Raw genomic sequence first — 22,725 nt, 5'->3', positions numbered from 1 at the left:
GTGATTTTAATCATGATCAGTCGACAAAAGCCTTTTTGACGTCCGAGTTAGTCAGAAACGACCGTGTTTTTTATATGCCGTTTTCAGTACGGCATGCTTTTGTAATGGGAAGGAAGAAAAAACATGAAAATAACATTTATTGGTGTTGGCGATATGGGGAGTCACATGGTACCGCATCTGGCAAAAGCCGGTTATGACGTGGTGATCTGGGATAAAGTGCCAACCAAAATGGCAGCTTTGACGGGAGAGCACGTGACGGCGGCAAAATCGTTGGAAGACGCGGTAACCGCGTCGAAAGTCGTGATCACGTCGGTCATGTCCGATGATGTGCCAGCGTTGCATATCGGCACTCCTGAGCAGCCCGGAATTGTTCACTATCTGCAACCCGGCAGCACGCTTATCGTGACGTCCACGCTGGATCCGCGTAAGATTACGGCCATTCAGGCGGTCATGCCGGCAAACACCAAACTCCTTGACGTGCCAATGATTGGCGGCGTGAAATATGCCCGTGAAGCTGGCCTGGTACTGATCGCGGCTGGAGACAAGCATGCGGTCGACGCGGTGCTTCCGGTCTTGAAAACATTCGGCACCGTTAAATACGTCGGCGAGCAAGGTAATGGCGCCAAGCTTAAACTGATCACGAATGTCGCGATCATGGCGGCAGAAGCAGGGATTCGCGAAACGCTGGATCTTGCCGATGCGTATGGCATTGACTACGCCACGACCTTGGACTTATTACAAATGGGCCCACTTAAGCCAGTCGTCATTCGCGCTTTAGACGAAAGTAACCCGCGGCCGCTTAAAGATTCCGTAGCTGATGAAGTCGAGCTGGACAATGCGACCAAGGACTTTGTCGACTTACCAATCGCCAGTGCAGCAATGCGGCGACTGCAAAAAGCCGTTGATTCTGTCGTCGGCGAGGCGCAGTTTATTGATATCACGAACAAGAAGACGGCTTTGCCGGACACTTCGAAAAAATGAGGCTGCACAACATAAAAATGGATCGATTCACGGCGATGAAGGCTGTGATCGGTCTATTTTTTAGTTGCCGAAAAGATTGACTCAGGTGATTTATAAGGGAAGTTTGGGTAATTACATGATTCTCATATGCTACTTTGCATTGACAACATTCTGGGGATGGTGCTCAAGAAATGCCTTTAGATTCGCAACGGTGATATCAAGCAGCCGTTCTCTGGTTTCAAACGGCGCCCAGGCAATGTGCGGTGTGATATAGCAATTTTTAGCGGTTAACAATGGGCTGTCCGAACTGATCGGTTCCTGCTGCGCGACATCAAGACCGACTGCAGCTATTTTTCCGTTATTTAACGCCTCGGCCAAATCCTGCTCATTGATGAGTTTGCCACGAGCCGTATTAATAATAATCGTTCCCGGGCGCATCTTTTCGATCGTCTCGCGGCGAATCATGTTCAAGGTTTCTGGCGCTTGGCGAACGTGCAGACTAATGATATCGGCCTGCTTCAGCAACTCATCAAAACTAACTTGTTGACTAATGGTTGGGTCGTGCAGCTTGGGCCGATGATTATAAAATATAACCTTCATCGAAAAGGCATGCGCAATGGTCGCGACTTTCTGGGCAATTCGGCCATAACCGATGAGCCCCAGTGTCTTTCCTTTAAGTTCCACCAGCTTCTTTGCCCAAAAAGTGAAATCGGGACTGGTCGACCACTTGCCTTCATGAACAAGGCGGTTGTGGAGGCCGACATGACTGGTTATTTCTAGGAGCAAGGCAAAGGTGAATTGGGCAACAGCATCCGTTGCGTAAATCGGTACATTTGTCACCGGAATATGCCGTTCACTAGCTGCCTCAGTATCAATAACATCATAGCCATCGCCCATCACGCCAATGTATCGAATGCGCGGAGCAGTGCGAATCGTTTTGGCTGTCAAAGGCGTCTTGTGAGTCAAAATGATATCTGCATCGCCAATCCTTGCCAAAATTTTTGCATCGTCATTCGGCGTGCGATCATAAAAATGGCATTCGCCCAGATTGCGTAAGGCGCTCCAGTCTAAATCTTGGTTTAACGCGTAACCATCGAGTAAGACAATTTTCATCGTGCAGACACCTCGCTGAGTTTGATCATTAGTCCAATATTGGTGTGACGCTTGGCTCCAGTATACGACTTTTATAGAAGAAGCTGATTTAAACTGAGAGAAAATTGAACGACTTTAGACTGTTTCACGTGAAACAAATGTCGATACTTATGATCAGTCAGAAATTCCACTAAAAACATGAAATTACCTTAACTTTTTGGTCCAGACTGCCTGAATGTGCATGCAAGAATTATGCTAAAAATAGTGGAATTTTTCGCAAACAATGCAGCTTATAGAAAAGTTGGGTGGTCATTTTGAAAAGGAAACACCTTGTATCACTGGTTCTGATCGTCAGTGTGTTGGCGCTTGTGCTTGTAACTTTTGTCAGTCTTCGTCACCAAGGTCCTAAAAACAAACGCGATCCCGGCGCTGATGCCGAGGGCTTTTTGATTAAGCTGCCTGGGAATTTGGAAATCGTTAAGTCGGGTGTTGGCCCTTTTTTGATTGAGCGAATTCCTAAAAAGTTACAGACAACGACTGATGCCAACACGCTGCTTTACCATGTTCAAGCCGCTGGGTGGCATGGTCAGGTGATGATTGTGAAGGCGAAGGAAGATGACAACTATGACTTCCTGAAGTCTGGTGTAAGTGGTGAGGGCTATGCGTTGATTAACTTACATACGGGAAAGCGAGTGTGGGCGCATCAGTTGGCCTCGTTACATCGTCGATATCCGGAAACCCGTCGAATTCGCGTGAAACCGTTGGACCACTACCACTGGCGGAACCCTTCCAAGCAGCTTCCTAAAAGCGAGGATAATCGGGTGATTATGTCACGGGTTTTTACTAATATGGTGACTAGTCATTAGGCGCCAGAGCAGCGATTGTTAAATAGAGTGTAGTGACTTGGTTGCTAGCTGTTTTTAGTTTTGTGATTAAATAGTAAATTTTACCGTGGTTATTTGAGCATAATCTGTGTATGATAAGTTGTTAAAAGGTATTCGGCAAGGGGCTTGCTCAAATGCTACATAGGTCCGTGTTTTGTTTGCTTTTGGAGGTGAGTTTATGAATATTCAGGTAAGACGTTTTGAAACAGCTGATGCTCAGGTAGTAGCGAAGCTTGTCGCTCGAGTATTGAGAGAATCGAATAGTAAAGATTACTCCTCTGGTTATATTGAAAAAGATATTCAGAAAATGACAAGTGATTTCTTTATCGAGAAGGCTGAACAGACTCATTTCTATGTATTCTGTGATCACAATAAAATCATCGGCACTGGTGCAATTGGTTCGTACTGGGGAAGCCAGGATGAATTTAGTCTTTTCGATATCTTTGTGCTTCCAGAATATCAAGGACAGGGCGTTGGTCGTTTGATTATCAAGACGCTTGAAGAAGATGAATATTTCAAACGGGCTAGCCGTGTTGAAATCCCGGCTTCAATTACTGGTGTGGAGTTTTACCGGCATATGGGTTATGACTTCAAACATGGTGATAAGAAAATTGATGATGAGAAACTTTATCGGCTGGAGAAGTTCCCTAATTAGTAGCGTAAGTATAAAAGAATTATTTTGATTATCGCTCCTAAAGACAATTATGGCAAAAGGCAAGGGTGGTCGAATGATCCCGTCACGAGTCTTAACTGGTATGGTGACTAGTCATTAAGTTCGGGAAAGTTTGTGCCTAAATGTAACGTTGTGCTTGTCTTTTGGTGTTGCAATCGCTAATCAAACAATGAAAATCCGTTAGCATCGGCGAATTAGGCTGGTGCTAGCGGATTTTTGCTAATCTCGATCTTTTTAAATCGGCAAAGTCGTTAGCAACTGGTAAGTTTTAAACGGCCGCCCGGTTTTGCGATAGATGGTGTCGCTTTTTAGAAAACGATGGGTTTCCAGAAAGTTTAAATATTTGCGGACGGAGACGTGAGACAGACCGGTTTTCGCGGTTAATTGGGGCACCGTAAACGGCTGCTGGAGTTGAGCGATAGCATCTTGGATGATTTTTAGGGTAGCCATGCTTAGTCCTTTATCTAGTTCGAGCGGGGCTGATGCATGCGGTTGTGGTTCGAGGTAGGCATCGAGCTGGTTTTGATTGAGTTGATCGCTGTCAAACATGCGGTTCTTGGCGTAAAAACGGTGAATGCTCTTTTCGAAGCGTTGCAGTGTGAATGGTTTGATGAGGTAGTCGATGACGCCTAAGTGCAGCGCATCATTGACAATTTCAACTTCATTGGCTGCGGTGATTAAAATGACGTCAACGGTTTGCTTGGTACGTCGCAGCTCGGTTAGAAGGTCAATGCCGTTACCATCCTTGAGCCGAATATCCAAAAGAATCAGTTGAATGGGTCGAGTTGCTATCAAATTCCGGGCTTCGGCAATGGTTTCTGAGGAATAAATATTGGTAAATGTACCGATCTTTTCCAAGTAGTTACGGTGAATGAATTGCACCATCGGATCGTCTTCAACAATCAGAATGCTTGTCATGTGTTTTCCCTCTTTTCGTTGAGAATAAGGTCGTCGCCGTGATAGTCTACAACTAACTTCAATACTAGCGGGCCATCTTGGTTGAATGTGATGGTGCCGTGTAAATCAGAAAGCAATTGCTGGAAGTAAGCTTGATGAACGAATGATAAAAGTGCATCACGATTTGTTATGGTGCCTAAATGATAGGTGATGGTTAGTCGATTGACTGCATAGTCCAGTTGAATGAGCATGCTGTCAGGCAGATCGTGTTGAAGAAGGGCAAAGTGCAAGTAGCGGCTGAGCGTTAGCAGCGTTTTCGTTTCTGCTACATTGCGATTGGCCGGTAGTTCCGGGAAAATTTCGTAGTCTAGGGTGGTCTTTCGTTCCGAGAATTTTTCCCGTTCACCAATCATAAAGCTGGCGACAAGTGGATTTTTCACGAGTAAGGCGAGGCGGTTAGCAAATTCCTGTTCCGGTTTCAGTAGATCTTGCAGATAGATCGCCAGTTCGTCGTATTGTTCGATAGCGACCAAGCCGTAAATCACATGCAGTTTGTTCATGAATTCATGGGATTGACTTTGTAAGGCGTTGGCGTAGCTTGTGGTGTTGGCTAGTTGGTCGGCAACGAAAATCGCTTCAGTCGCATTTCGTAAAAAGATCACGTAACCAATTTTTTGCTTCTTAACCATAATCGGGGCGGCCGAGAAAAGGTAGTCCTGCCCGTCTTGTTGGTAGAACTGTTCGGTTTTGACCGTCAGCTTAACGCGTTCGGGATGTGTAATCAGTGCGGTTAGTGGTTGGCCGATAAATGCACTTTGCGGGATAAGGTGGTTTTGCAGCTTGCTGGCAGCTTTGTTGACCAACATAATCTTTTGGTTGAGATCAATCACGATGACCGGATCTTTTGTTTCTTCGAGCATGGCATTTCGTTCCTCAAGCAAACGAGCGATTTCCCGCGGCTCTAAGTCGTGAAGTTGCCTCTTAATATAATAGGCGACCAAGAAAGCAATCAGGATGCCCATGACCAGGCCGACAAGCAATGCCAAACGAAAGCCGATCTGGGAGTGGTGGATAAGAGTTTGCAGCGCGGTCACTTTGATGCCTAACGCGACAACCCCGATCTCTTTACCATCTCGATAAACCGGAACGAAACCGCGGAGTGATCGGCCTAACGTTCCCCGGCGGACCGAAACATGTTCATGCCCGCGTAAAGCCGTTACTTCGTCGCCGCCTTGAAAATGATGATTGATCTGGCTGGGATCAGGATGGGTGAGACGGATGCCTTGCATATTCATCACGACCACGAAGTCCAGATTGAAGTTTTTCGCCAGCGTATTAGTGTAGGAGCGGGTTGCCTGATCCGCATGATCGGCTTCAAGTGCCGCTATGACCCGTGGTTCCCGGGCTAATTGGCGACCAATCGCAAGTAACAGTTGGCCTTCGCGGGTTTCAAACTGCTGCCGGTTTTCTAGCATGGTTAAGCCATAGACCGTGAAAACCGTCACTAACAGGGTTGAGGTGAAAATGAGCGAAAGCCAGCTCCACAGGCGCCATCCTTTTATCTTCACGTTTTTCATACTCCTAAGTGGTGAAATAGTTTGTGAACGAGTTGCTGAAGGCTTAAAGAAATGATTTTATGCTTTAAAAAGTTAAATAATCTTCCCCAAATAAAGCGCTTACATTAAGCTGTCAATAAATAAGCAGTTGAAGGGGGAGAAAACAATGGCAAACAAATCCACGACAGCTAAGACGGGTTCAGGGACACAAGGAAAGTGGATGGGTTTTAAAGTCGGTTCGGTGCCGCTGCCGGTTTATCTTGTGATGGCAGCCGTCATTGTCCTTGCTGGCGTCATGCAACAGTTGCCTGTGAACATGCTCGGTGGTTTTGCAGTCATTTTAACGTTGGGGTGGTTACTGGGAACGATTGGCGCTAATATCCCGGTCGTCAAAAATTTTGGCGGACCAGCGATTTTATCATTACTTGTGCCATCGATTTTAGTCTTTTATAACGCGATGAATCCCAATGTGCTAAAAGCGACCGATATGCTGATGAAACAAGCGAATTTTCTTTATTTCTATATCGCGTGTCTGGTCTGCGGTAGCATTTTGGGGATGAACCGTAAAATCCTGATCCAAGGCTTAATGCGGATGATCGTGCCGATGATGCTAGGTATGATCCTTGCGATGGGTGTCGGCACTTTGGTCGGCGTGTTGTTGGGGTTGGAGTGGAAGCATACACTTTTCTTCATCGTGACGCCGGTTTTGGCCGGTGGAATTGGTGAAGGAATTCTACCGCTGTCTTTAGGATACAGTACGATCACCGGTACGACCAGCGGCGCGCTTGTGGCTCAGCTGATCCCGGCTACGATTATCGGTAACTTTTTTGCGATCATGTGTTCAGGTTTGTTGAATCGGCTAGGAGAAAAGCGGCCAGAGTTGTCTGGACAGGGGCAGTTGGTGCGACTCAATGGCGCAGAAGACGATCTCGCCGATGCCTTAAAAGATGATACCGGCCCACTTGATCTCAAAATGATGGGCGCTGGCGTACTCACGGCTTGTACGTTATTCATTTTAGGGATGCTGCTGCAGTCGGTCACAGGTTTTCCCGGACCGGTTTTGATGATTGTGGCAGCGGCGATTCTGAAGTATATCAATGTCATTCCGGGAGAGACGCAACGTGGCGCCAAGCAACTCTACAAGTTTATTTCCAGTAATTTTACTTTCCCGTTGATGGCCGGACTAGGACTCTTATACATTCCGCTAAAAGACGTCGTGGGCATGCTGAGCTGGCAATATTTTATTGTGGTAATCAGTGTTGTGTTTACGGTAGTTACGACCGGATTTTTCGTGGCTCGGTTTTTGAATATGAATCCGGTTGAAACGGCCATTGTAACGGCATGCCAAAGCGGGATGGGCGGCACTGGCGACGTGGCGATTCTGAGTACGGCTAATCGCATGAATTTGATGCCGTTTGCACAGGTTGCGACGCGATTAGGCGGTGCGATCACGGTGATTACGATGACCGCTATCTTGCGGATGGTGTTTTAGACAGACGATTTTACAAAATTGAGGAGGAGAACGAACATGGCTAAGAAGGATTTCAATCAACTAGCACTGACTCAGGCCAAACAATATGGTGGCAAACTGAGTGTAACACCCAAGGTACCGATTGAGACGCGGGATGACTTGAGCATTGCCTATACCCCTGGTGTCGGCGCGGTATCTTCTGCCATTGCCAAGGATTCGTCGCTGGTCTATGACTTGACGACCAAGAAGAACACTGTTGCCGTCGTCAGTGATGGCTCAGCGGTTTTAGGCTTAGGCAATATCGGGGCTGAGGCAGCGATGCCGGTGATGGAAGGCAAGGCGGCGTTATTTAAGCGTTTTGCTAAAGTGGATGCGGTGCCGATTGTGTTGGATACGCAGGATACCGAAGAAATTATTGCGGCCGTCAAAGCTATGGCGCCAACTTTTGGCGGGATCAATCTAGAGGATATCAGTGCGCCCCGATGTTTTGAGATTGAAGCACGCTTGATTGATGAACTCAATATTCCGGTCTTTCATGATGATCAGCATGGGACCGCCATTGTCGTGCTCGCTGCGCTATATAATGCGTTGAAAGTTGCTGGTAAGAACATTGGCGATATCAGAGTCGTTGTCAACGGTGGCGGCTCTGCCGGATTATCCGTTGCGCGTCGCTTCCTGGCCGCTGGCGTTAAGCATATTATGGTCGTTGATAAGGTCGGTATTTTGGCGGAAAAGAATGCTGATCAATTGCCACCACATCATGCGGCTATTGCCAAAATCACGAACCGGGAAAATCGCACCGGCACCTTGGAAGATGCCTTGAAAGGTGCTGACGTTTTCGTTGGTGTATCGGCACCGCATGTTTTGAAACCAGAATGGATCAAAACAATGGCTGATAAACCGATTATCTTTGCAATGGCTAATCCAGAGCCGGAAATTTTCCCAGATCAGGCTTTGGCCGGTGGTGCTTATATTGTAGGGACAGGGCGCAGTGATTTTGCGAATCAAATCAACAACGTGCTGGCATTTCCGGGCATTTTCCGCGGCGCCTTGGATGCTAGGGCGCGCAAAATTACGATTGAGATGCAGATTGCGGCAGCTAAAGGGATTGCAAGTTTAATCCCAGACACTGAATTGTCGACAACGAATATTATCCCTAACGCGTTTGACGGGGATGTCGCCGAAGTCGTGGCTGAAAGTGTGCGGCATGCGGCTAAGGCAACGGTTGAGGGATAGAGGTTTTTGAATAAATGCGGAATTAATAAAGTCATGCATCGTATCATCTGTTAATCTCATCTTTACATGCACAGGTCGGTTAGTTAAAAAGCAAAAACTTCTATTTGACACAACCCCATCAAAGTCAGACAATAACACTGCGTTATCAAAAACACAGTCTGGTTGGTAGTCCAGACGCGGCTTAGGTCGTCAGTATCCTTCCTCCTTGGATGTCCGGATTGCGTGAAAAACTTAAAGGAGGTGTTAGTTTGACGAATCAAGGCAAGCTAACAGTTTATTTTGAACAACCCTTTTATCGGGGGTTGTTTGAACAAGTAGTGGGTGACACGTATCGTGTTGCCAAAGTTACATTTGGTACGCAGGTTCCGACAGCGAATGAGTTGTTGTGTTTGATTCAACAACGATGGGGCAGCTTGCATTGGGTAGCGGCCCAAGAAAACGTTCTTGCTGAAGTGCCACTGACGATGAACCCGAAGAGGCGCAGTCGGCAAGCACGAAAAGAGGTTCGGGACTCCAGAAAAGGCCGAGCATCAACACTTTTGAAGTTAGAGCACAAACAGAACTTGCGGTTGAAAAAGCAACGACGAAAGCGGCTAAAAGATCAGCATGCTCGTGAAGTTCGTTTGAAGAAACAGACCAAACGTTTGGAGAAGCATCGCGGTCACTGACTGTTGACGCTTAATCAAATCCAGATTCTACGTAAAGTTGTCTTATTTACGTAGAATTTTTATTATTAACACTGGTCAAAAATCAGTATAGGAAGCAGAAAAGTTGGTAAAAAAGATTGTTAATCATTTAGCCGTTACTAATCGTCAGCAGTTTAGAAAATGGCTAGCAACTCATTATCAAGATGCGACAGAATGTTGGGTGGATGTTAAACGCGGTGTGCCCAAACCGGATGGCACATTTTGGTATGTTGATGCTGTTGAAGAAGCTATGTGTTTTGGATGGATTGATAGTACATACAAAAAATTGGCTCCGGATCAACCGGCTTCACAAAGATTTGTTCCTAGACAAACTGGGAGTATTTGGTCGGAGCTAAATAAAGAGCGATGTCGGCGCATGATCCATTTGGGGCGGATGACGCCAGCCGGGTATGCTATGTTGCCAAATATGGATCCTAATAGTTTTAAAGTCGATACTAGCATCGTTCGTGCTCTTAAGAGGCGGTCTGGTGCGTGGGCTTATTTTCAATCATGTCCTGCATTATATCAACGTGTCCGCTGTGACACCATTCAAATTAAACGTAACCAGCCAAAACTGTTCCGCCAACGGTTGACCAAGTTTGCCAATGCGTGTCAGGAACATCGAATGATCGGCCAATGGAATGATGGCGGACGATTACCGGTGTCTGATGTTTGATCATGAAATTTGTGGTAATTTTTTAAACATTGGTATACTTTTTACTGTCTTTGTCAGACTACCTGACACCAAACATTGACGCGCGTTGTGACACGCATATACTGATAACGTAAATATTGGTATATGAAAGGGAGTTCACAATGCGTATCGAGGAAGATTGTATTGGCAAGTTGGCAGTAGACGAGGATGTCTTGTACGGGATCCACACCACCCGCGCACTGGCGAATTTTCCGATTAGTCATGAACGGACCGATCCGTTACTTTTCAAGAGCTTGATTATCATTAAAAAGGCTGCGGCTCAAGTTAATGCGGCGGCCGGAACGCTGGCGGCGCCGAAAGCTAAGGCAATTATTGCGGCGTGCAATAGTCTGTTGATGGGTGAACACAACGATGCGTTGGTTGCCCCGGCTATTCAGGGGAGTGCAGGGACGTCGGTGAATATGAATGTGAACGAGGTCATTGCCAATCTGGCGAGCCGCCATATGACCGAACGGGTACATCCTAATGATGACGTCAATCAGTGCCAGTCGACGAATGACACTTATCCGACAGCCGGGAAAATGGCGGCTTTGCAAGCACTGCCACCGTTGCAACAGGCTTTGACATTTTTAGTGAAATCACTGCTGGCTAAGACTGATGAATTTGCTGATGTTGTCAAAGTCGGGCGTACCCAGTTGCAAGATGCGGTTCCGACAACATTTGGCCATACTTTCCAGGCATATGCGCATTTGTTTCAGCGCGATCAGGTGCGGTTGACGCGAGCAACTGATGATTTGCGGCGGGTTAACTTGGGTGGGACTGCGATAGGTACCGGCTTAAATGCTTCACCGTATTACCGGGAACACATTGTTCGGCAAGTCAATCGTTTGATTACTTTAAACCTTGAGCAAGCGGATGACTTGGTTGATGCAACGCAGAATTGCGATGTTTTGGTTGCTTTTTCCGGTGCGATGAAGGGGTTGGCGACTGATTTGTCGAAGTTTGCCAACGATTTGCGCTTATTGAGCAGTGGTCCTCAGGCTGGGTTGAACGAACTCCATCTGCCAGCCAAGCAGGCGGGCTCCTCGATTATGCCAGGGAAGGTTAATCCGGTGATTCCTGAAGTGGTCAATCAAATCGCTTTTCAGGTCATTGGACAGGACTTAACGATCAGCATGGCTGCCGAGGCAGGACAACTGGAATTGAATGCCTTTGAACCGATTATTTTCCGCGATTTGTTGCAGGAAGAGCGGTACTTGGCGCGCGGCATCGATACGCTAACCACCAACTGTGTGACTGGCTTAACAGTCAACCAACAGCAGTGTGCCGACAATGTTGAGCATTCCGCGATTAGTGCCACGATTTTAAGTCCATATATAGGCTATGAAGCAACGATGAAACTTGTCAAAACCAGTCTTGAAAAACATGTGGCGATTCCGGAACTGCTTAGACGGCAGCATCAGTTACCTGATACGTTGATTGCCCATCTCTTTTCACCGGCTGTGATGACTAATGAAGAGCCGGTTCAGAAGGAGGCTGCTGGGGAGAAGCGCTAAGGTGGACGGTTCTGGGGGAGCTGCTTGTTCCACATGAAACAGTCGAATCATTATGTTGTGTTTCATGTGGAACTTTGTGTGGGTGAATTAGCGTTTCACGTGGAACGTAGCCCACAAGTGGTTTCGGTTAGTTACCGGACAAATCAAAAAGACGCTTACGGCATTTTTACCGCAAGCGCCTTTTTCTTGTCGTCATAGGCAATTTCTGGCAAGTATTAACCCGCAACCTTGGTTCTGGTTGGCTGGTGTTCAATAATTGGCATCCATTGCGATACAATGTTTTCCGGACTAAAGTGACTGGCACGTTCCAGACTTTGATGAGCGTAGTGCTGACGTAGCTCTGGTTGTGTCATCATTTTTTTGAGATTGGCAACAAAGTCAGGGACATCCTGGGCTTTGGTGAGCAGCCCGTATTGATTGTTGCCGAGGTATTCACGTGAGCCGGTGTTTTCCATGGCAACGACCGGAAGTCCAGAGGCCATGGCTTCACCGATAACAAGCGGCATGCCTTCCCAGCGTGAGGTTGAAACGAAAATGGAGGCGGCGCGATAGTGATCTCGAAGCGCTTGGTCCTTTAACGGTCCCTGATAAATGAGTTTATCGCTCACATGGAAGTAATCGATCAGATCATAAAAGTTTTTCATGTCTTCATCGGTACCGCCACCGGCAATGGCGATTTTCCAATCGTCAGGTAAAGATGCGGCGGCCTCCAACAGGAAGTCGATACCTTTGTGGGCGATGGCGATGCGGCCGGTGAACGCAATCCGGTGGGCATCGAGGTCCGCCTCACCAGTTGGCACTAAGGTGAGGGGATTGTAGATTTTAACGGTCCGCGGATTGAAGCGTTTGTATGAGTTCAAATCGCTTTCGGTCAAGGTCACCAGTGTGTCGACAGCTTGAAGACCACCTTCAAACTCGGCTTGCATCTGGACGTAGTAATCTTCCATGTAAGTAGCATAGTTGTTGTGCATCCAGCCAATCAGATTCACATCCGGCAAAGCCCGTTTAATCAGCGGTGCAAAACTAGTGGTCAAACCTGCAGGCAAGATGACAGTTTGGAAATGCTGGTCGCGAATCGTAGCGATGAGATCCTCGATTTGATCCTGGTAATGAGTATAAGGATCACTGCCAAAAAAGTTCAGCAACTTGGGATCGGTTGGGCGCCGGGCAATAATCAAAGGCGCGTCCAAGTCAAAATAGGCAGGTGCATCCGCCAAGGTGTAGAAACTGACGTCATACTGTTTAACGAGATCATTACCTAAAACCGTTGAAGCGCGTTTAACGCCATCCATCACGATGTTTTCAAGAACGATCATAACTTTCATAAGTGTTCGCCGCTAACGATCAGCGGCTCCCCCCTTTCTTCTGAGTACGTTACGAACTGACTGCAGCGTCCAGTCGAAGTGGCACGACTACTAAAAATAGTAGCGGGGTCAGAACAGCTTTTTAAAGGATATTCAAAACTGTTTATATTATCATACGCGCTTTTTATTAGTAAGTGCAAGTTTTTTCGCTGCAAGGTTGATACATCAGGGGTTAGCGCAAGGTGTGCTCGTCGAAAAAGGGGGACCATGAGAGTTGCATTAATCGTTCGTGTTTTGTTTCACGTGAAAATCAGTGCAACATTAAGGAAGCGCTTAAGCAATGCATAACTTATTTCACAAATCGGGAAGCTTCGGCACTTAAATTCGGATACAAACAAGTAAGATAAATCATCCAGGAACGGTTTAGAAACAACCAAAAGGAATTAGTAGCTAATGTGGGAACAGAAAACATGGATTGCTTCAATCAAAGTTTTGAGGTGTTGGCATGTTTTGATCAGTTTCACGTGGAACACGCGAAATGATTCATGAGGTTAATGACGTTTCACGTGAAACGTTTCCTGCGTGTAAGCGATGAGTTGCCTACGAAGCGCCTGCAGAGGCAAGGCTAACATTTCCGGATCGACTGTCATTTTGCCAAAGATCGTTTGTTCGTAAGCGTCGGTTAGTGTGGACATATTAGTTTGTTCACCCAAACGTCTATCAATTATTTTGGCATAAGCACTTAAGGTTTGGCTGGCAGGACGATGTTGAATTCGCCGCAAGCTCCAAAGCAATAGCCGATAGCGGCGCGGGAAGTTGGTTGCCGTAAGTCCAATGCCAATGAGCCAGGCGACAAGCGCCGGGAGTTGCCAGAATGCAAGTGCAGTCAGTAACAAAATGATGACAAGGAGCAAAATGCCGAGCCAGGTGACGTTGCTGAGAGACGATCGAGAATGCGTTTTCGTTGCGGATGGCGAACCAGTTGATGGTGTACGCGATATAGAGGCGGACGAGCTCATGCTTGATGATGATGGCATACTATTAGAGACGCTGTTATTAGCGGATGAAGAGGGTATATTTTCTTCTGGCGTTGCGGGATCATTAAAGCCGGGGGTCGGTTCGAATGGCAGCCAACCTAAATTGGTGAAGTAAACCTCGGGCCATGAGTGAGCGTTGCTGTTGCGGATCACATATTGTTTGTGTTGACCTGATCCGCCAATAAAAGTCCCGGTATTAAAACCTTTGGCCCATCGAGCAGGTAAGCCGATGCTTCGGCATAGCACAACCATTGCCGAGGAGAAGTTATCACAATAGCCGATTGGGGAATCAAAAAGAAAGTAATCGACATAATCGTGACCGGGTGGTGTCCGCTGCGCATCGGTTTTGGAGTAAGTGAAGCGAGGGTCGGATTTGAGATAGTTTTGAATCGCGAGCACTTTTTCATAAGGTGTCGGTGCCTTGGCCGTGATTTTTTCGGCCAGTTGCTTCACACGTTTCGGCAGAGTTGATGGTAATTGCAGGTAGCGGCTGCCAACTTGCTGGCGACTGCTGGTTGCAGCGGTTAATTGTGCGGCCGTGATTTGTTTTGCCTGCACCTGAATGTCTAAGCGTTGAAAAGGAGCTTGATTTGTCGTGCTGACGCGGCGGGTGGCAGCATTGAGCAGGAAGTCAGTCGTGGGATCGGGTTGACCGCCTGTGAACGTCAGTTGCCCATAAGGAAGCGGTAAAAATGATTTGCTGCCGTTGAAGGTCAAGGTTGTACTTTGGGCAGGACCATAGTCAACCGAAGCATTTGGATCGCGCATGATGGCGCCATCCAGCGGCACGGTCTGACTTTGATCGACGCCAGGTTGCCAACCGGTGCCGGTGTATGCAGCATCAACCGCCACGCGATAGTAACTGGCTTCGGTGCTGGTAGCCGTAAAAACGGGCGTTGGATCATCATAAACCGGGCCGCCTAACACACGACTGTTTTCCGTATAGCCGGTTCGGCCAGGGCCATTGACGTAAGTTTGAATGCCTGCGTAGAAGCCTCGCTGATTTAAACGGTCACGAAATGGAACGGACATGTTGGCTAATTGTTCATTCAAGGGGGTTGCTGAAGACAGCCATGCCAAGCCGAGCGTGACCCCGCTGATAAGTGTGCAGCCAATTAAAAGCGGCCACCAATGATTGCCATACAGATGCAGCATCGCCATCAAGCCAGTGAGTACCGCGAGTTGAATGAATTGTGCCGTGAGATCATTGCCGTTAAAAATATGAACGGCTAGTAAATAGCTGAGCACAATCGCAATGGCGCCGGGATAAAACCGGACGACAACTGTCAAAAGCAGGAGAAATGCTACTAAAGTAATAATCAGCGTCATGCTAAGCACAGTTGGCACATCGACACCGCCGACACGTAAAAACTTTGAGGTCGCTGCGGAAAAAGTCTGTAGATAGGCGGTGAACCAAGAGAGGCTAAATGGTTGTTTTAGCGGCACAATGGCCCAAAGCCCGCCAATCATGGCAGCGACCGTCATAGCACCCCACAAGGGCCACCATCGCGGCCAGAACGTGGCGACATAAAGGATGAGGCTAATGCCGATGACATAAACCACCAGTGCACGTGGGTGGCCGATCGGATTGATGTCGGCAAATGGCTGCAAAAAAAGAAATAGGAGCCACCATGTCAATAAAACCATGATGAGTCGCTGCAACCACTTAGGCATGCTCGCCACCTCCTGACAAGGAAAGCAAAGTAACGGCAGCTGGAGAGAGCGCCTGCAAAAACGGCTTTGCTGTAGCTGAATCTGTTGCTAGCACTAGATAAGCTCGATGATGTTGCGGCGATGCCAAGTTGGGTAAAGCCGCGGGATTAGCGACGCCTTCAGGATGAAAACCCGCTAGTAGCGCATCTTGTTGGCCGCGGGGAATACGGGTTAGCCGCTGATCCAGCAAGTAGCCGTCACCACTGAAAATGCCGGTATCCAGCAAACTCGCAAAAAGGCTCAAGGCCGATTCAAGTGGCAGCGAAGGCGTTACAACCAGCAGCAGCGTCCAAGCAGTTTGGCCTTCATACTCATCATCATGAACAATCAATGAATCTGCGTGAGCGCTAATTTTCCACGCGATTTGTTGGATATTATCACCCGGGAAATATTCGCGGAAATTTTTAATGCGGTCGCTGGGTAGACCAGCGTCAGATACCGCCATTTTTTGTGAAAAATCCGTGGCAATTTTGGCAGCAGTCTCGGGCTGGCGAACCGGACCAACTGTTATCGGAGTTGTGAGTTGCATGGGGAGGGTTTTGCGGAACCAGCCGAAAAAGTCGGTGACAGTCACGGTGAAGGGTAGCTGATCATAGACGCCACGTGGCAACTGCAAGGTAACTTTGGCGGTGCGTTGACCAACCGGCAGATGCCAGGTGCTGGTTTTGGCAGCATCTAGTAAAAATAAGTTGGGCAGCCATCTGCCTTTTGTTAGCGTCAAATGGCGCATGGTCGGGCGCTCGGCGATCATTGTTGTCTGATTAGGCGTGAAGCGCAGATGTCCACGCATCGGCCAAAGCAGTGGCAGTGCGAGCAGCAGGAGGAGCATCAAGGCAAATTCACTCACAAACCAGCTGGTCGGTGAGTTAAACGTCATTCCGAAACCGACGAGCAGACTGAGCAAGACGACAAGTGCACTATTTATATAAAAATTGCGCCAATGCATGTGGTATCACCCCCGGACTGGTGCGGCGATGCGTTGCAGAATGTCAGTTAGAATCTCAGTTGACGAAGAAGTTGGATCTTTCATGATCAAACGGTGACCAAAGACAGGGATTGTTAATGTCTGAATATCTTCAGGGGTCACGTAACTGCGGCCGTTGAGCATAGCGAAGGCTTTCGCGGCACTTACCAGCGCAATGCCGCCACGCGGGCTAATGCCTAAACGAATCCGTTGGTCTGTCCGGGTCGCTTCGACAAGCGCAAGAACATAATTGGCAATCGCATCGGTCACGGTGATGGTTGTGACAAGCTTTTTGCTCGCTGCTAAAGCGGCGGAATCAAGTAATGGTTTCAAGGCGGCAATCATGGTTTGCCGGTCCGGGCTTAGAAGTAAACTTTTTTCAGCAGCGGCATCGGGATAGCCAAGCGACAGTCGCAACATAAAACGATCCAGCTGCGCTTCAGGCAAGGGATAGGTTCCCGCATAGTCAGTCGGGTTTTCCGTGGCCATGACAAAGAAATCAGGCGACAATGGGTAAGTGTGCCCGTCGGTGGTGACGCGGCGTTCGCCCATTGCTTCCAATAAAGCTGCCTGAGTGCGCGGAGTGGCACGATTGATTTCGTCAGCCAGTAAGATGCTAGTAAAAATAGGACCGCGTTGAAATTCAAATGCATTCGTAGCGCGGTTGAAAATGGACGTCCCGAGAACGTCGCTAGGCAACATATCCGGCGTGAATTGAATCCGGGAAAACGGCATTGCCAGCGTTTTGGCAATGGCTTGTACTAAAGTGGTTTTGCCGACGCCGGGAATATCTTCAAATAAGACGTGGCCGTTGGCTAATAAAGCCGTAAAAGCCAGCTTGATCGGCATCGGCTTGCCAACCACAATGGTCGCGACTTGTTGCTGCGCTGCCGAAAAGATTGATTGCGCTTCATTGATTTCCATCGTGATCCCCTCCATGCCGCCATTATTCAGGAAAAAGCACCAAACAGCAAGTTTCCGGCCGTGTCGTAAAAAAATATGAATATATCGGCTGCAGACCGGGCGACGATTGGTACGCAGTTGACGAGCAGATCTACTGCGGGAGCCATTTTGTCGCTAGAATCTTCTCAATAGCGACACATTTTCGCTTGCGGTATACTGTGACCATAGCCGGTAACCATCCAATGAGTGGGGGCAAGCAAATGAAAAAACGACTGAAGTATCACCTGAATGTGATTGGGCATTATTTATTGATCGGTTGGCTGATCTTCATCGTGATGACGATCTTGGTGGGCCTGTTAAGCTATATCGTCATGAAGTCAAATCCGCATTTTGTTCGCGGCCTCATGACCGGGTTGTCCGCTAAGTTCCCTGGGGTGACTGATAATTGGCACGCTTTCTGGGCGATTCTGCTGAACAACGAGCGGGTCACCTTCACGATGATGCTAGTGGGCATGATCCCAATTCCATTCTTATATTGGATTTCGTATGTGGTCACGTGTGCTTCGGTCGGTCTGGTTCTTGGTATCTATGCGGCCAAACTCGGTATCAGCGGTGCTTTTGGTGCGTTTGTGCTGGGCATTTTGCCACATGGGATCTTTGAAATGAGTGCGATGATCGTCGCTGTGGCGCTGGCGGCGCAAGTCAACAAGGCGTTACGCCAATCGATCAAACGATTTTTTGCCAATCCCCACTATGAAAAGTCGCCGCTGGATGCCAAGGCCATTGCGGTACAGTATGTCGCCATCGTGGTGCCAGTGATTGCTTTTGCGGCAATTATCGAAGGCTTCATTACGCCGGTACTTTTACGGTTGATCGTTCATTGACTTAATTGCGGTTGACACGTCGTAAAGCAAGAAACCCCGCCAATGCGAGCGGGGTTTTATTTTTAAAGAAAACCAACCTGACCAACAAAATGTTTCTCGTGAAACATTATGACCATTCCGAGCGCAATAACGAGTATGTATTCACATCGAAGAACCCACCACGAGGATTCGGATCTTCTTGGCGCAGGATCCCGTCCAGATGGAAGCCGGCTTTTTCGGCGACGTGGTTGCTGGCGTCATTAGTGACAGCGGCGTTGATAATCAGTTTGTTCAGGTGATAGTCGTGGAAGGCAATGTCTGCAATGGCCTTGACGGATTTGTGCATCACACCTTTACCACGTGCCGGCGTGGTTAACCAGTACCCGATATCGGCTTTGTGGTGGACGAGTTGGTCAATGGTGTTTAGGGTGATCAGACCAACAGGGGCGTCGGCTTGATGAATGACCAAGGTTAATGACTTTTGCTCGCCGAAGGACTTTAGCTCGGTTGTTAAAAAGTTGATCTCGTCGTCAGCGGTTAGTGTTGCATCCACCCAAGTCAGATACGCTGCTAAAGTCTCACGGCTGGTTTCGATTTGCTCGAATAAAAGCGGACCGTCAATCTCCGGGCGCGGCAGTGCGAGTTTAAGATCGTAATCAATTAAGTAGCTAAACATCATTTCATCCCATTTTCTTTTTAGTTTCTCTAAGTATAAAACAATCTTGCGTTCTGCGCGCGTAGACAAGCTCTCATAAAATCGGTAGACTTGTTACCTGTGAATGTTGCCGGTACGAACTGGTTTGCCCACAGCTCGTGATGGCGGCTTCACATTGAATGGTTTAGCGTTGCATTAGGATTCGAATGAGAAAGATGGTGTTTTTATGAGACGGGTTTGGAAGTGGTGCGTCGCCGGGGTAGCAGCGTTGATATTGGCGATTGGCTTGACCATGCCGGTATCAACGCAGGCGGCGAAAAAAACATATGTGATCGGTACGGATGTCACCTATGCACCGTTTGAGTTTGCAGACAAGAACAACCGCTACGTCGGGATCGATATTGATCTCATGCAAGCAGTGGCCAAGGCAGAAGGCTTCAAAGTGGATATCAAGCCGCTGGGATTTAATGCCGCGGTGCAGGCACTTGAAGCTCACCAGATTGACGGGGTCATCGCCGGCATGCAGATTACGCCGGAGCGCAAGCAGAAGTTTGCCATGAGCGATCCTTATTACAAAACCGCGGTGGCGATGGCCGTTGCCAAAAATAGCGGCATCAAAAGTCTTAAGGATCTGCGGGGCAAGCGGGTGGCTTTAAAGACCGGGACAGCGGCGGCAGATTTTGCGATGAGCCTAAAAGACAAGTATGGTTTTCATACCGTGACGTTCGATGATTCCAATAATATGTACCAGGACGTGATTACGGGGAACTCGGTCGCTTGTTTTGATGATAAGCCTGTGCTGCAATATGCCATTGCAACCGGCCTGAAGCTGAAGCTTGCCGGTCCCGAAAGCAAGGCGAGCTATTACGGCTTTGCCACCCAAAAAGGGCGCAGCGACCAACTGGATCAGCGGTTCAATGCCGGCTTGAAAAAAGTGAAGGCTGATGGCACCTATGCCAAAATTGTCGCGAAATACTTAGGCAACGGGACGCAAGCAGCCCAAAAGGAAACCAGCGCCAAGACCCAGGATACGGATCGCAGTTTTCTCGGTTTGTTACGGGAAAACTGGGGGACCTTAATGAATGGGCTGCGGGAAACGATGGTCGTGACCCTAGTGGCCATCATCTTTGCAACGATTGTCGGGATTCTGGTCGGACTTCTGGGCGTTTTACCGAATCGCTTCGCCCGGGGAGTTGCCACGACGTTTATTTATATTTTCCGCGGCTTGCCGCTGCTGGTGTTGGCACTGTTCATATATACTGGCGTACCAAGCTTGATTGGTTCTAAGATTCCGGCATTCGTTGCCGGGATCATTACGCTGACATTAAATGAAGGGGCGTACACGGCGGCCTTCGTGAAGGGCGGCATCCAGGCAGTCGATGCTGGCCAAATGGAAGCAGCGCGTAGTTTAGGACTTCCGTTTGGCAAAGCCATGCGGAAAGTGATTCTCCCGCAAGGCATTAGAATTATGGTACCGAGTTTCATTAATCAGTTCATTATCACGTTAAAAGACACCTCGATTCTGTCGATTATCGGTATCTTGGAACTGACCCAAACCGGGAAAATCATCATTGCGCGTAACATGGAAGGGTTCAAAATCTGGACCATGGTCGCGCTCATTTACTTGATTATTATCACACTCCTGACCTGGCTCAGTAACTGGGTACAACGGCGCATGAAGGTCTAGTCCACTTGCGTAAAATAATGTGACAAATGTCAGAAAAGCTAACATCAACGCTGGACAGTCGCTATTCCATTCCGCTAGCATAAACAGTAGATTTAATTATGGCGGGCCGGAAATCTCGTGACTTTAGCCATGGGATGGATAGGCCCGCTCTCAACGCCTGTTAGCTCGTTTTTTTAGTTCGTTGTACTTTTGGTTGTTGATGTAAGTCTCAACGACGTCCTTGCTCATGTTGCCAAGGGTACTCATGTAGTAACTGGGTGCCCATAAATGCCCACCCCAATCTTGAGAACGACGAATTTCCGGATGCCGTTTGAGAAAGATAAAGGCACTTCTACCCTTGAGCGCCTTGATGGCACTGGTTGGTGCCTTGCTAGGCGGAAAACTGATCAAGACATGGACATAATCGGGCATGACTTCCATTTTTTCGATCACAATCTCATTATCATCGGCAACCTTTTGCAAAATGCTTTTCATTTCGTCTGCCAGTTCCTTAGTTGCAAAAGCCTGATTGCGATATTTCGTGACCCAGATCAAATGGTAATGAAAATTATAGATATAGCGTCTGGTAAAAACCGCGTCTTGGATTTTTTCTGTAGTCATAAAAGTCACCTCAATTGTTAGAGTCATTGTCCAATGCTATAATACCATTATAGCAAGAAAAGAGGTGAGGTTAAATGAAGTCAATGGCACAATTAGAATATCATTATGGCTTGAAGGTTCGCATTTACCCAAGTGACCACCAAAAGAAATTGATTAAGCTTAACAGTGATGCCAGTCGCTTCGTCTATAACGAGATGGTTGCGATTGGTAAAGAACTCTGGCAATTAAAACAAGTTAAGTTACCAATTGATATGGTTCAAAATCGAATCAAGCAGCTTGAATTGCGGCAAAATGCCAAGCAGATGTCAAATCATTTCCAATTCTTAGAAGACAAGCGAATTGACAGTCTTGCTAAGGCTAACGCTATCCAGAACTACCGCAAGGCATGGAAAGCCTTTCGGAAGGTTCATGGTACTGGCGTCCCAAAATTCCACCGTAAAAGCTATGCGTGGGGCTATCAAACTAATTGCCAATATATCCAGCAGAAAGCGGCGCAGCTAACTAACGGGACCGTCTGCTTTGAAGATGGCAAGCACGTCTTAGTGCCTAAGTTAGGTCGTCTACGCATTAAAGGCTCTCACAAACGATTATTGAATCGGCAAGCAGAAACTCGTATTGGCACTGTCACGATTACTAAGGACGCCGCAGACCGTTTCTTTTTATCAATGCAGTTGGGTTCTGATACACCCTTCATGACGAAGCCTGCCAAGACCAATCGGCAAACTGGCATTGACCTCAACACGGAAAACTTCTTGACGACCAGTGATGGCAAAGTCGTCGCCAACCCGCGCTACTATCGAACAATTAAGGGAGGACTGGCTAAGGCACAGCGTGTTTTGTCACGCCGTGCTCGAAGGGCAAAGAAAGAGCATCGGCCGTTACGGAACAGTAAAAATTACCAAAAACAGCGCTTGTTAGTTGCCAAAATTCATGCCCAGGTTCTGGATCGTCGTAAGAACTTCCTGCACAACGTCTCAACCACACTCATCAAGAACCACGATTTAGTGGTTGCAGAGGAATTGCGAAGTAAGAACTTACTAAAAAATCATGCCTTGGCAATGAGTATTGCAGACGTAGGCTGGCGTACCTTCTTAGGCTTGCTAACTTACAAGGCTGATCTTTATGGTCGCCAGTTTGTAACGGTCAATCCTAAGAATACCACGCAAACCTGCCATCATTGCGGCTTCGTCATGGGGACAGAAGGCACTGATAAGCTGACGCTTGCTGATCGAGAATGGAACTGTCCTAAATGCCAGACCCATCACGTTCGCGATCACAATGCCGCTCAGAACATACTGATCAAAGGTATTGCTAAATTAGCCTGATTAGGCTC

General features: G+C 47.8%; 20 protein-coding genes. 11 read left to right on the top strand and 9 right to left on the bottom strand.

Annotation, left to right across the window (positions count from 1 at the left end; all coding sequences use genetic code 11):
- The first annotated feature begins 123 nt into the window (after window positions 1–123).
- Complete coding sequence (locus LACSTY_RS14510; RefSeq protein WP_087913183.1) at window positions 124–981, top strand: NAD(P)-dependent oxidoreductase; 858 nt, start codon at window positions 124–126, stop codon at window positions 979–981.
- Window positions 982–1,110: 129 nt separating this feature from the next.
- Here LACSTY_RS14510 and LACSTY_RS14505 read toward each other — a convergent pair whose 3' ends face one another.
- Window positions 1,111–2,073: a D-2-hydroxyacid dehydrogenase gene (locus tag LACSTY_RS14505; protein ID WP_151466782.1), complete on the bottom strand. Its 963-nt coding sequence runs from the start codon at window positions 2,071–2,073 to the stop codon at window positions 1,111–1,113.
- A 293-nt stretch (window positions 2,074–2,366) separates the two neighbouring features.
- Here LACSTY_RS14505 and LACSTY_RS14500 point away from each other — a divergent pair, with 293 nt between their 5' ends.
- Window positions 2,367–2,918: a hypothetical protein gene (locus tag LACSTY_RS14500; RefSeq protein WP_087913316.1), complete on the top strand. Its 552-nt coding sequence runs from the start codon at window positions 2,367–2,369 to the stop codon at window positions 2,916–2,918.
- A 196-nt stretch (window positions 2,919–3,114) separates the two neighbouring features.
- Window positions 3,115–3,591 carry a GNAT family N-acetyltransferase gene (locus tag LACSTY_RS14495; RefSeq protein ID WP_087913181.1) on the top strand — a complete coding sequence of 159 codons (477 nt, stop codon included), beginning with the start codon at window positions 3,115–3,117 and terminating at the stop codon, window positions 3,589–3,591.
- A gap of 252 nt (window positions 3,592–3,843) precedes the next feature.
- Here LACSTY_RS14495 and LACSTY_RS14490 read toward each other — a convergent pair whose 3' ends face one another.
- Complete coding sequence (locus tag LACSTY_RS14490) at window positions 3,844–4,527, bottom strand: response regulator (protein WP_087913180.1); 684 nt, start codon at window positions 4,525–4,527, stop codon at window positions 3,844–3,846.
- Window positions 4,524–6,074 carry a Spo0B domain-containing protein gene (locus LACSTY_RS14485; RefSeq protein ID WP_087913179.1) on the bottom strand — a complete coding sequence of 517 codons (1,551 nt, stop codon included), beginning with the start codon at window positions 6,072–6,074 and terminating at the stop codon, window positions 4,524–4,526. Before LACSTY_RS14485 ends, LACSTY_RS14490 begins: the two co-directional genes overlap by 4 nt.
- A 208-nt stretch (window positions 6,075–6,282) precedes the next feature.
- Here LACSTY_RS14485 and LACSTY_RS14480 point away from each other — a divergent pair, with 208 nt between their 5' ends.
- The 5 genes from LACSTY_RS14480 (at window position 6,283) to LACSTY_RS14460 (ending at window position 11,666) form a co-directional block, all read left to right on the top strand.
- Complete coding sequence (locus LACSTY_RS14480) at window positions 6,283–7,554, top strand: 2-hydroxycarboxylate transporter family protein (RefSeq protein ID WP_225362729.1); 1,272 nt, start codon at window positions 6,283–6,285, stop codon at window positions 7,552–7,554.
- 36 nt (window positions 7,555–7,590) lie between these two features.
- On the top strand, window positions 7,591–8,769 hold the full coding sequence (locus tag LACSTY_RS14475; protein ID WP_087913177.1) for an NAD(P)-dependent malic enzyme: 1,179 nt from the start codon (window positions 7,591–7,593) through the stop codon (window positions 8,767–8,769).
- Between the two features lie 248 nt (window positions 8,770–9,017).
- Window positions 9,018–9,437: a YjdF family protein gene (locus tag LACSTY_RS14470; protein ID WP_087913176.1), complete on the top strand. Its 420-nt coding sequence runs from the start codon at window positions 9,018–9,020 to the stop codon at window positions 9,435–9,437.
- Window positions 9,438–9,540: 103 nt separating this feature from the next.
- The gene (locus LACSTY_RS14465; protein WP_151466783.1) at window positions 9,541–10,131 is read left to right on the top strand and encodes a YdeI/OmpD-associated family protein; all 591 of its coding nucleotides are present in this window, start codon (window positions 9,541–9,543) and stop codon (window positions 10,129–10,131) included.
- Window positions 10,132–10,271: 140 nt separating this feature from the next.
- Window positions 10,272–11,666: an aspartate ammonia-lyase gene (locus LACSTY_RS14460; protein WP_087913175.1), complete on the top strand. Its 1,395-nt coding sequence runs from the start codon at window positions 10,272–10,274 to the stop codon at window positions 11,664–11,666.
- A gap of 215 nt (window positions 11,667–11,881) precedes the next feature.
- On the opposite strand, the gene LACSTY_RS14455 is transcribed toward LACSTY_RS14460, so the two are convergent.
- The 4 genes from LACSTY_RS14455 to LACSTY_RS14440 all read right to left on the bottom strand — a co-directional run bounded on the left by LACSTY_RS14455 (window position 11,882) and on the right by LACSTY_RS14440 (window position 17,608).
- Window positions 11,882–12,991, bottom strand: coding sequence for a glycosyltransferase family 4 protein (locus tag LACSTY_RS14455; protein WP_087913174.1), 1,110 nt, complete (start codon window positions 12,989–12,991; stop codon window positions 11,882–11,884).
- Between the two features lie 530 nt (window positions 12,992–13,521).
- Window positions 13,522–15,681, bottom strand: coding sequence for a transglutaminase TgpA family protein (locus LACSTY_RS14450; protein ID WP_087913173.1), 2,160 nt, complete (start codon window positions 15,679–15,681; stop codon window positions 13,522–13,524).
- Window positions 15,674–16,666 (bottom strand): DUF58 domain-containing protein, encoded by a 993-nt coding sequence (locus LACSTY_RS14445; protein WP_087913172.1) that lies wholly within the window; start codon window positions 16,664–16,666, stop codon window positions 15,674–15,676. Before LACSTY_RS14445 ends, LACSTY_RS14450 begins: the two co-directional genes overlap by 8 nt.
- A 6-nt stretch (window positions 16,667–16,672) precedes the next feature.
- Window positions 16,673–17,608 (bottom strand): AAA family ATPase, encoded by a 936-nt coding sequence (locus tag LACSTY_RS14440; protein WP_087913171.1) that lies wholly within the window; start codon window positions 17,606–17,608, stop codon window positions 16,673–16,675.
- Window positions 17,609–17,847: 239 nt separating this feature from the next.
- Between LACSTY_RS14440 and LACSTY_RS14435 the strand changes: the two genes are divergently transcribed.
- A complete protein-coding gene (locus tag LACSTY_RS14435) occupies window positions 17,848–18,471 on the top strand; it encodes a stage II sporulation protein M (RefSeq protein ID WP_087913170.1) in 624 nt (207 codons plus the stop codon).
- A 106-nt stretch (window positions 18,472–18,577) separates the two neighbouring features.
- On the opposite strand, the gene LACSTY_RS14430 is transcribed toward LACSTY_RS14435, so the two are convergent.
- Window positions 18,578–19,126, bottom strand: a complete 549-nt coding sequence (locus tag LACSTY_RS14430) for a GNAT family N-acetyltransferase (RefSeq protein ID WP_087913169.1) — start codon at window positions 19,124–19,126, stop codon at window positions 18,578–18,580.
- Between the two features lie 205 nt (window positions 19,127–19,331).
- Between LACSTY_RS14430 and LACSTY_RS14425 the strand changes: the two genes are divergently transcribed.
- Window positions 19,332–20,792, top strand: coding sequence for an amino acid ABC transporter substrate-binding protein/permease (locus LACSTY_RS14425; RefSeq protein WP_087913168.1), 1,461 nt, complete (start codon window positions 19,332–19,334; stop codon window positions 20,790–20,792).
- 150 nt (window positions 20,793–20,942) lie between these two features.
- Here the strand turns inward: LACSTY_RS14425 and tnpA are convergent, their stop codons facing one another.
- Window positions 20,943–21,392 carry an IS200/IS605 family transposase gene (gene tnpA, locus LACSTY_RS14420; protein ID WP_087913167.1) on the bottom strand — a complete coding sequence of 150 codons (450 nt, stop codon included), beginning with the start codon at window positions 21,390–21,392 and terminating at the stop codon, window positions 20,943–20,945.
- Between the two features lie 74 nt (window positions 21,393–21,466).
- Between tnpA and LACSTY_RS14415 the strand changes: the two genes are divergently transcribed.
- Window positions 21,467–22,717 carry an RNA-guided endonuclease InsQ/TnpB family protein gene (locus LACSTY_RS14415; RefSeq protein ID WP_087913166.1) on the top strand — a complete coding sequence of 417 codons (1,251 nt, stop codon included), beginning with the start codon at window positions 21,467–21,469 and terminating at the stop codon, window positions 22,715–22,717.
- Window positions 22,718–22,725 lie beyond the last annotated feature (8 nt).

Source organism: Lacticaseibacillus styriensis (assembly GCF_030770295.1).
Taxonomy (GTDB): domain Bacteria; phylum Bacillota; class Bacilli; order Lactobacillales; family Lactobacillaceae; genus Lacticaseibacillus; species Lacticaseibacillus casei.
The sequence above is the reverse complement of the archived record's forward strand: the minus strand, read 5'-3'. Positions and strand labels throughout refer to the sequence as shown.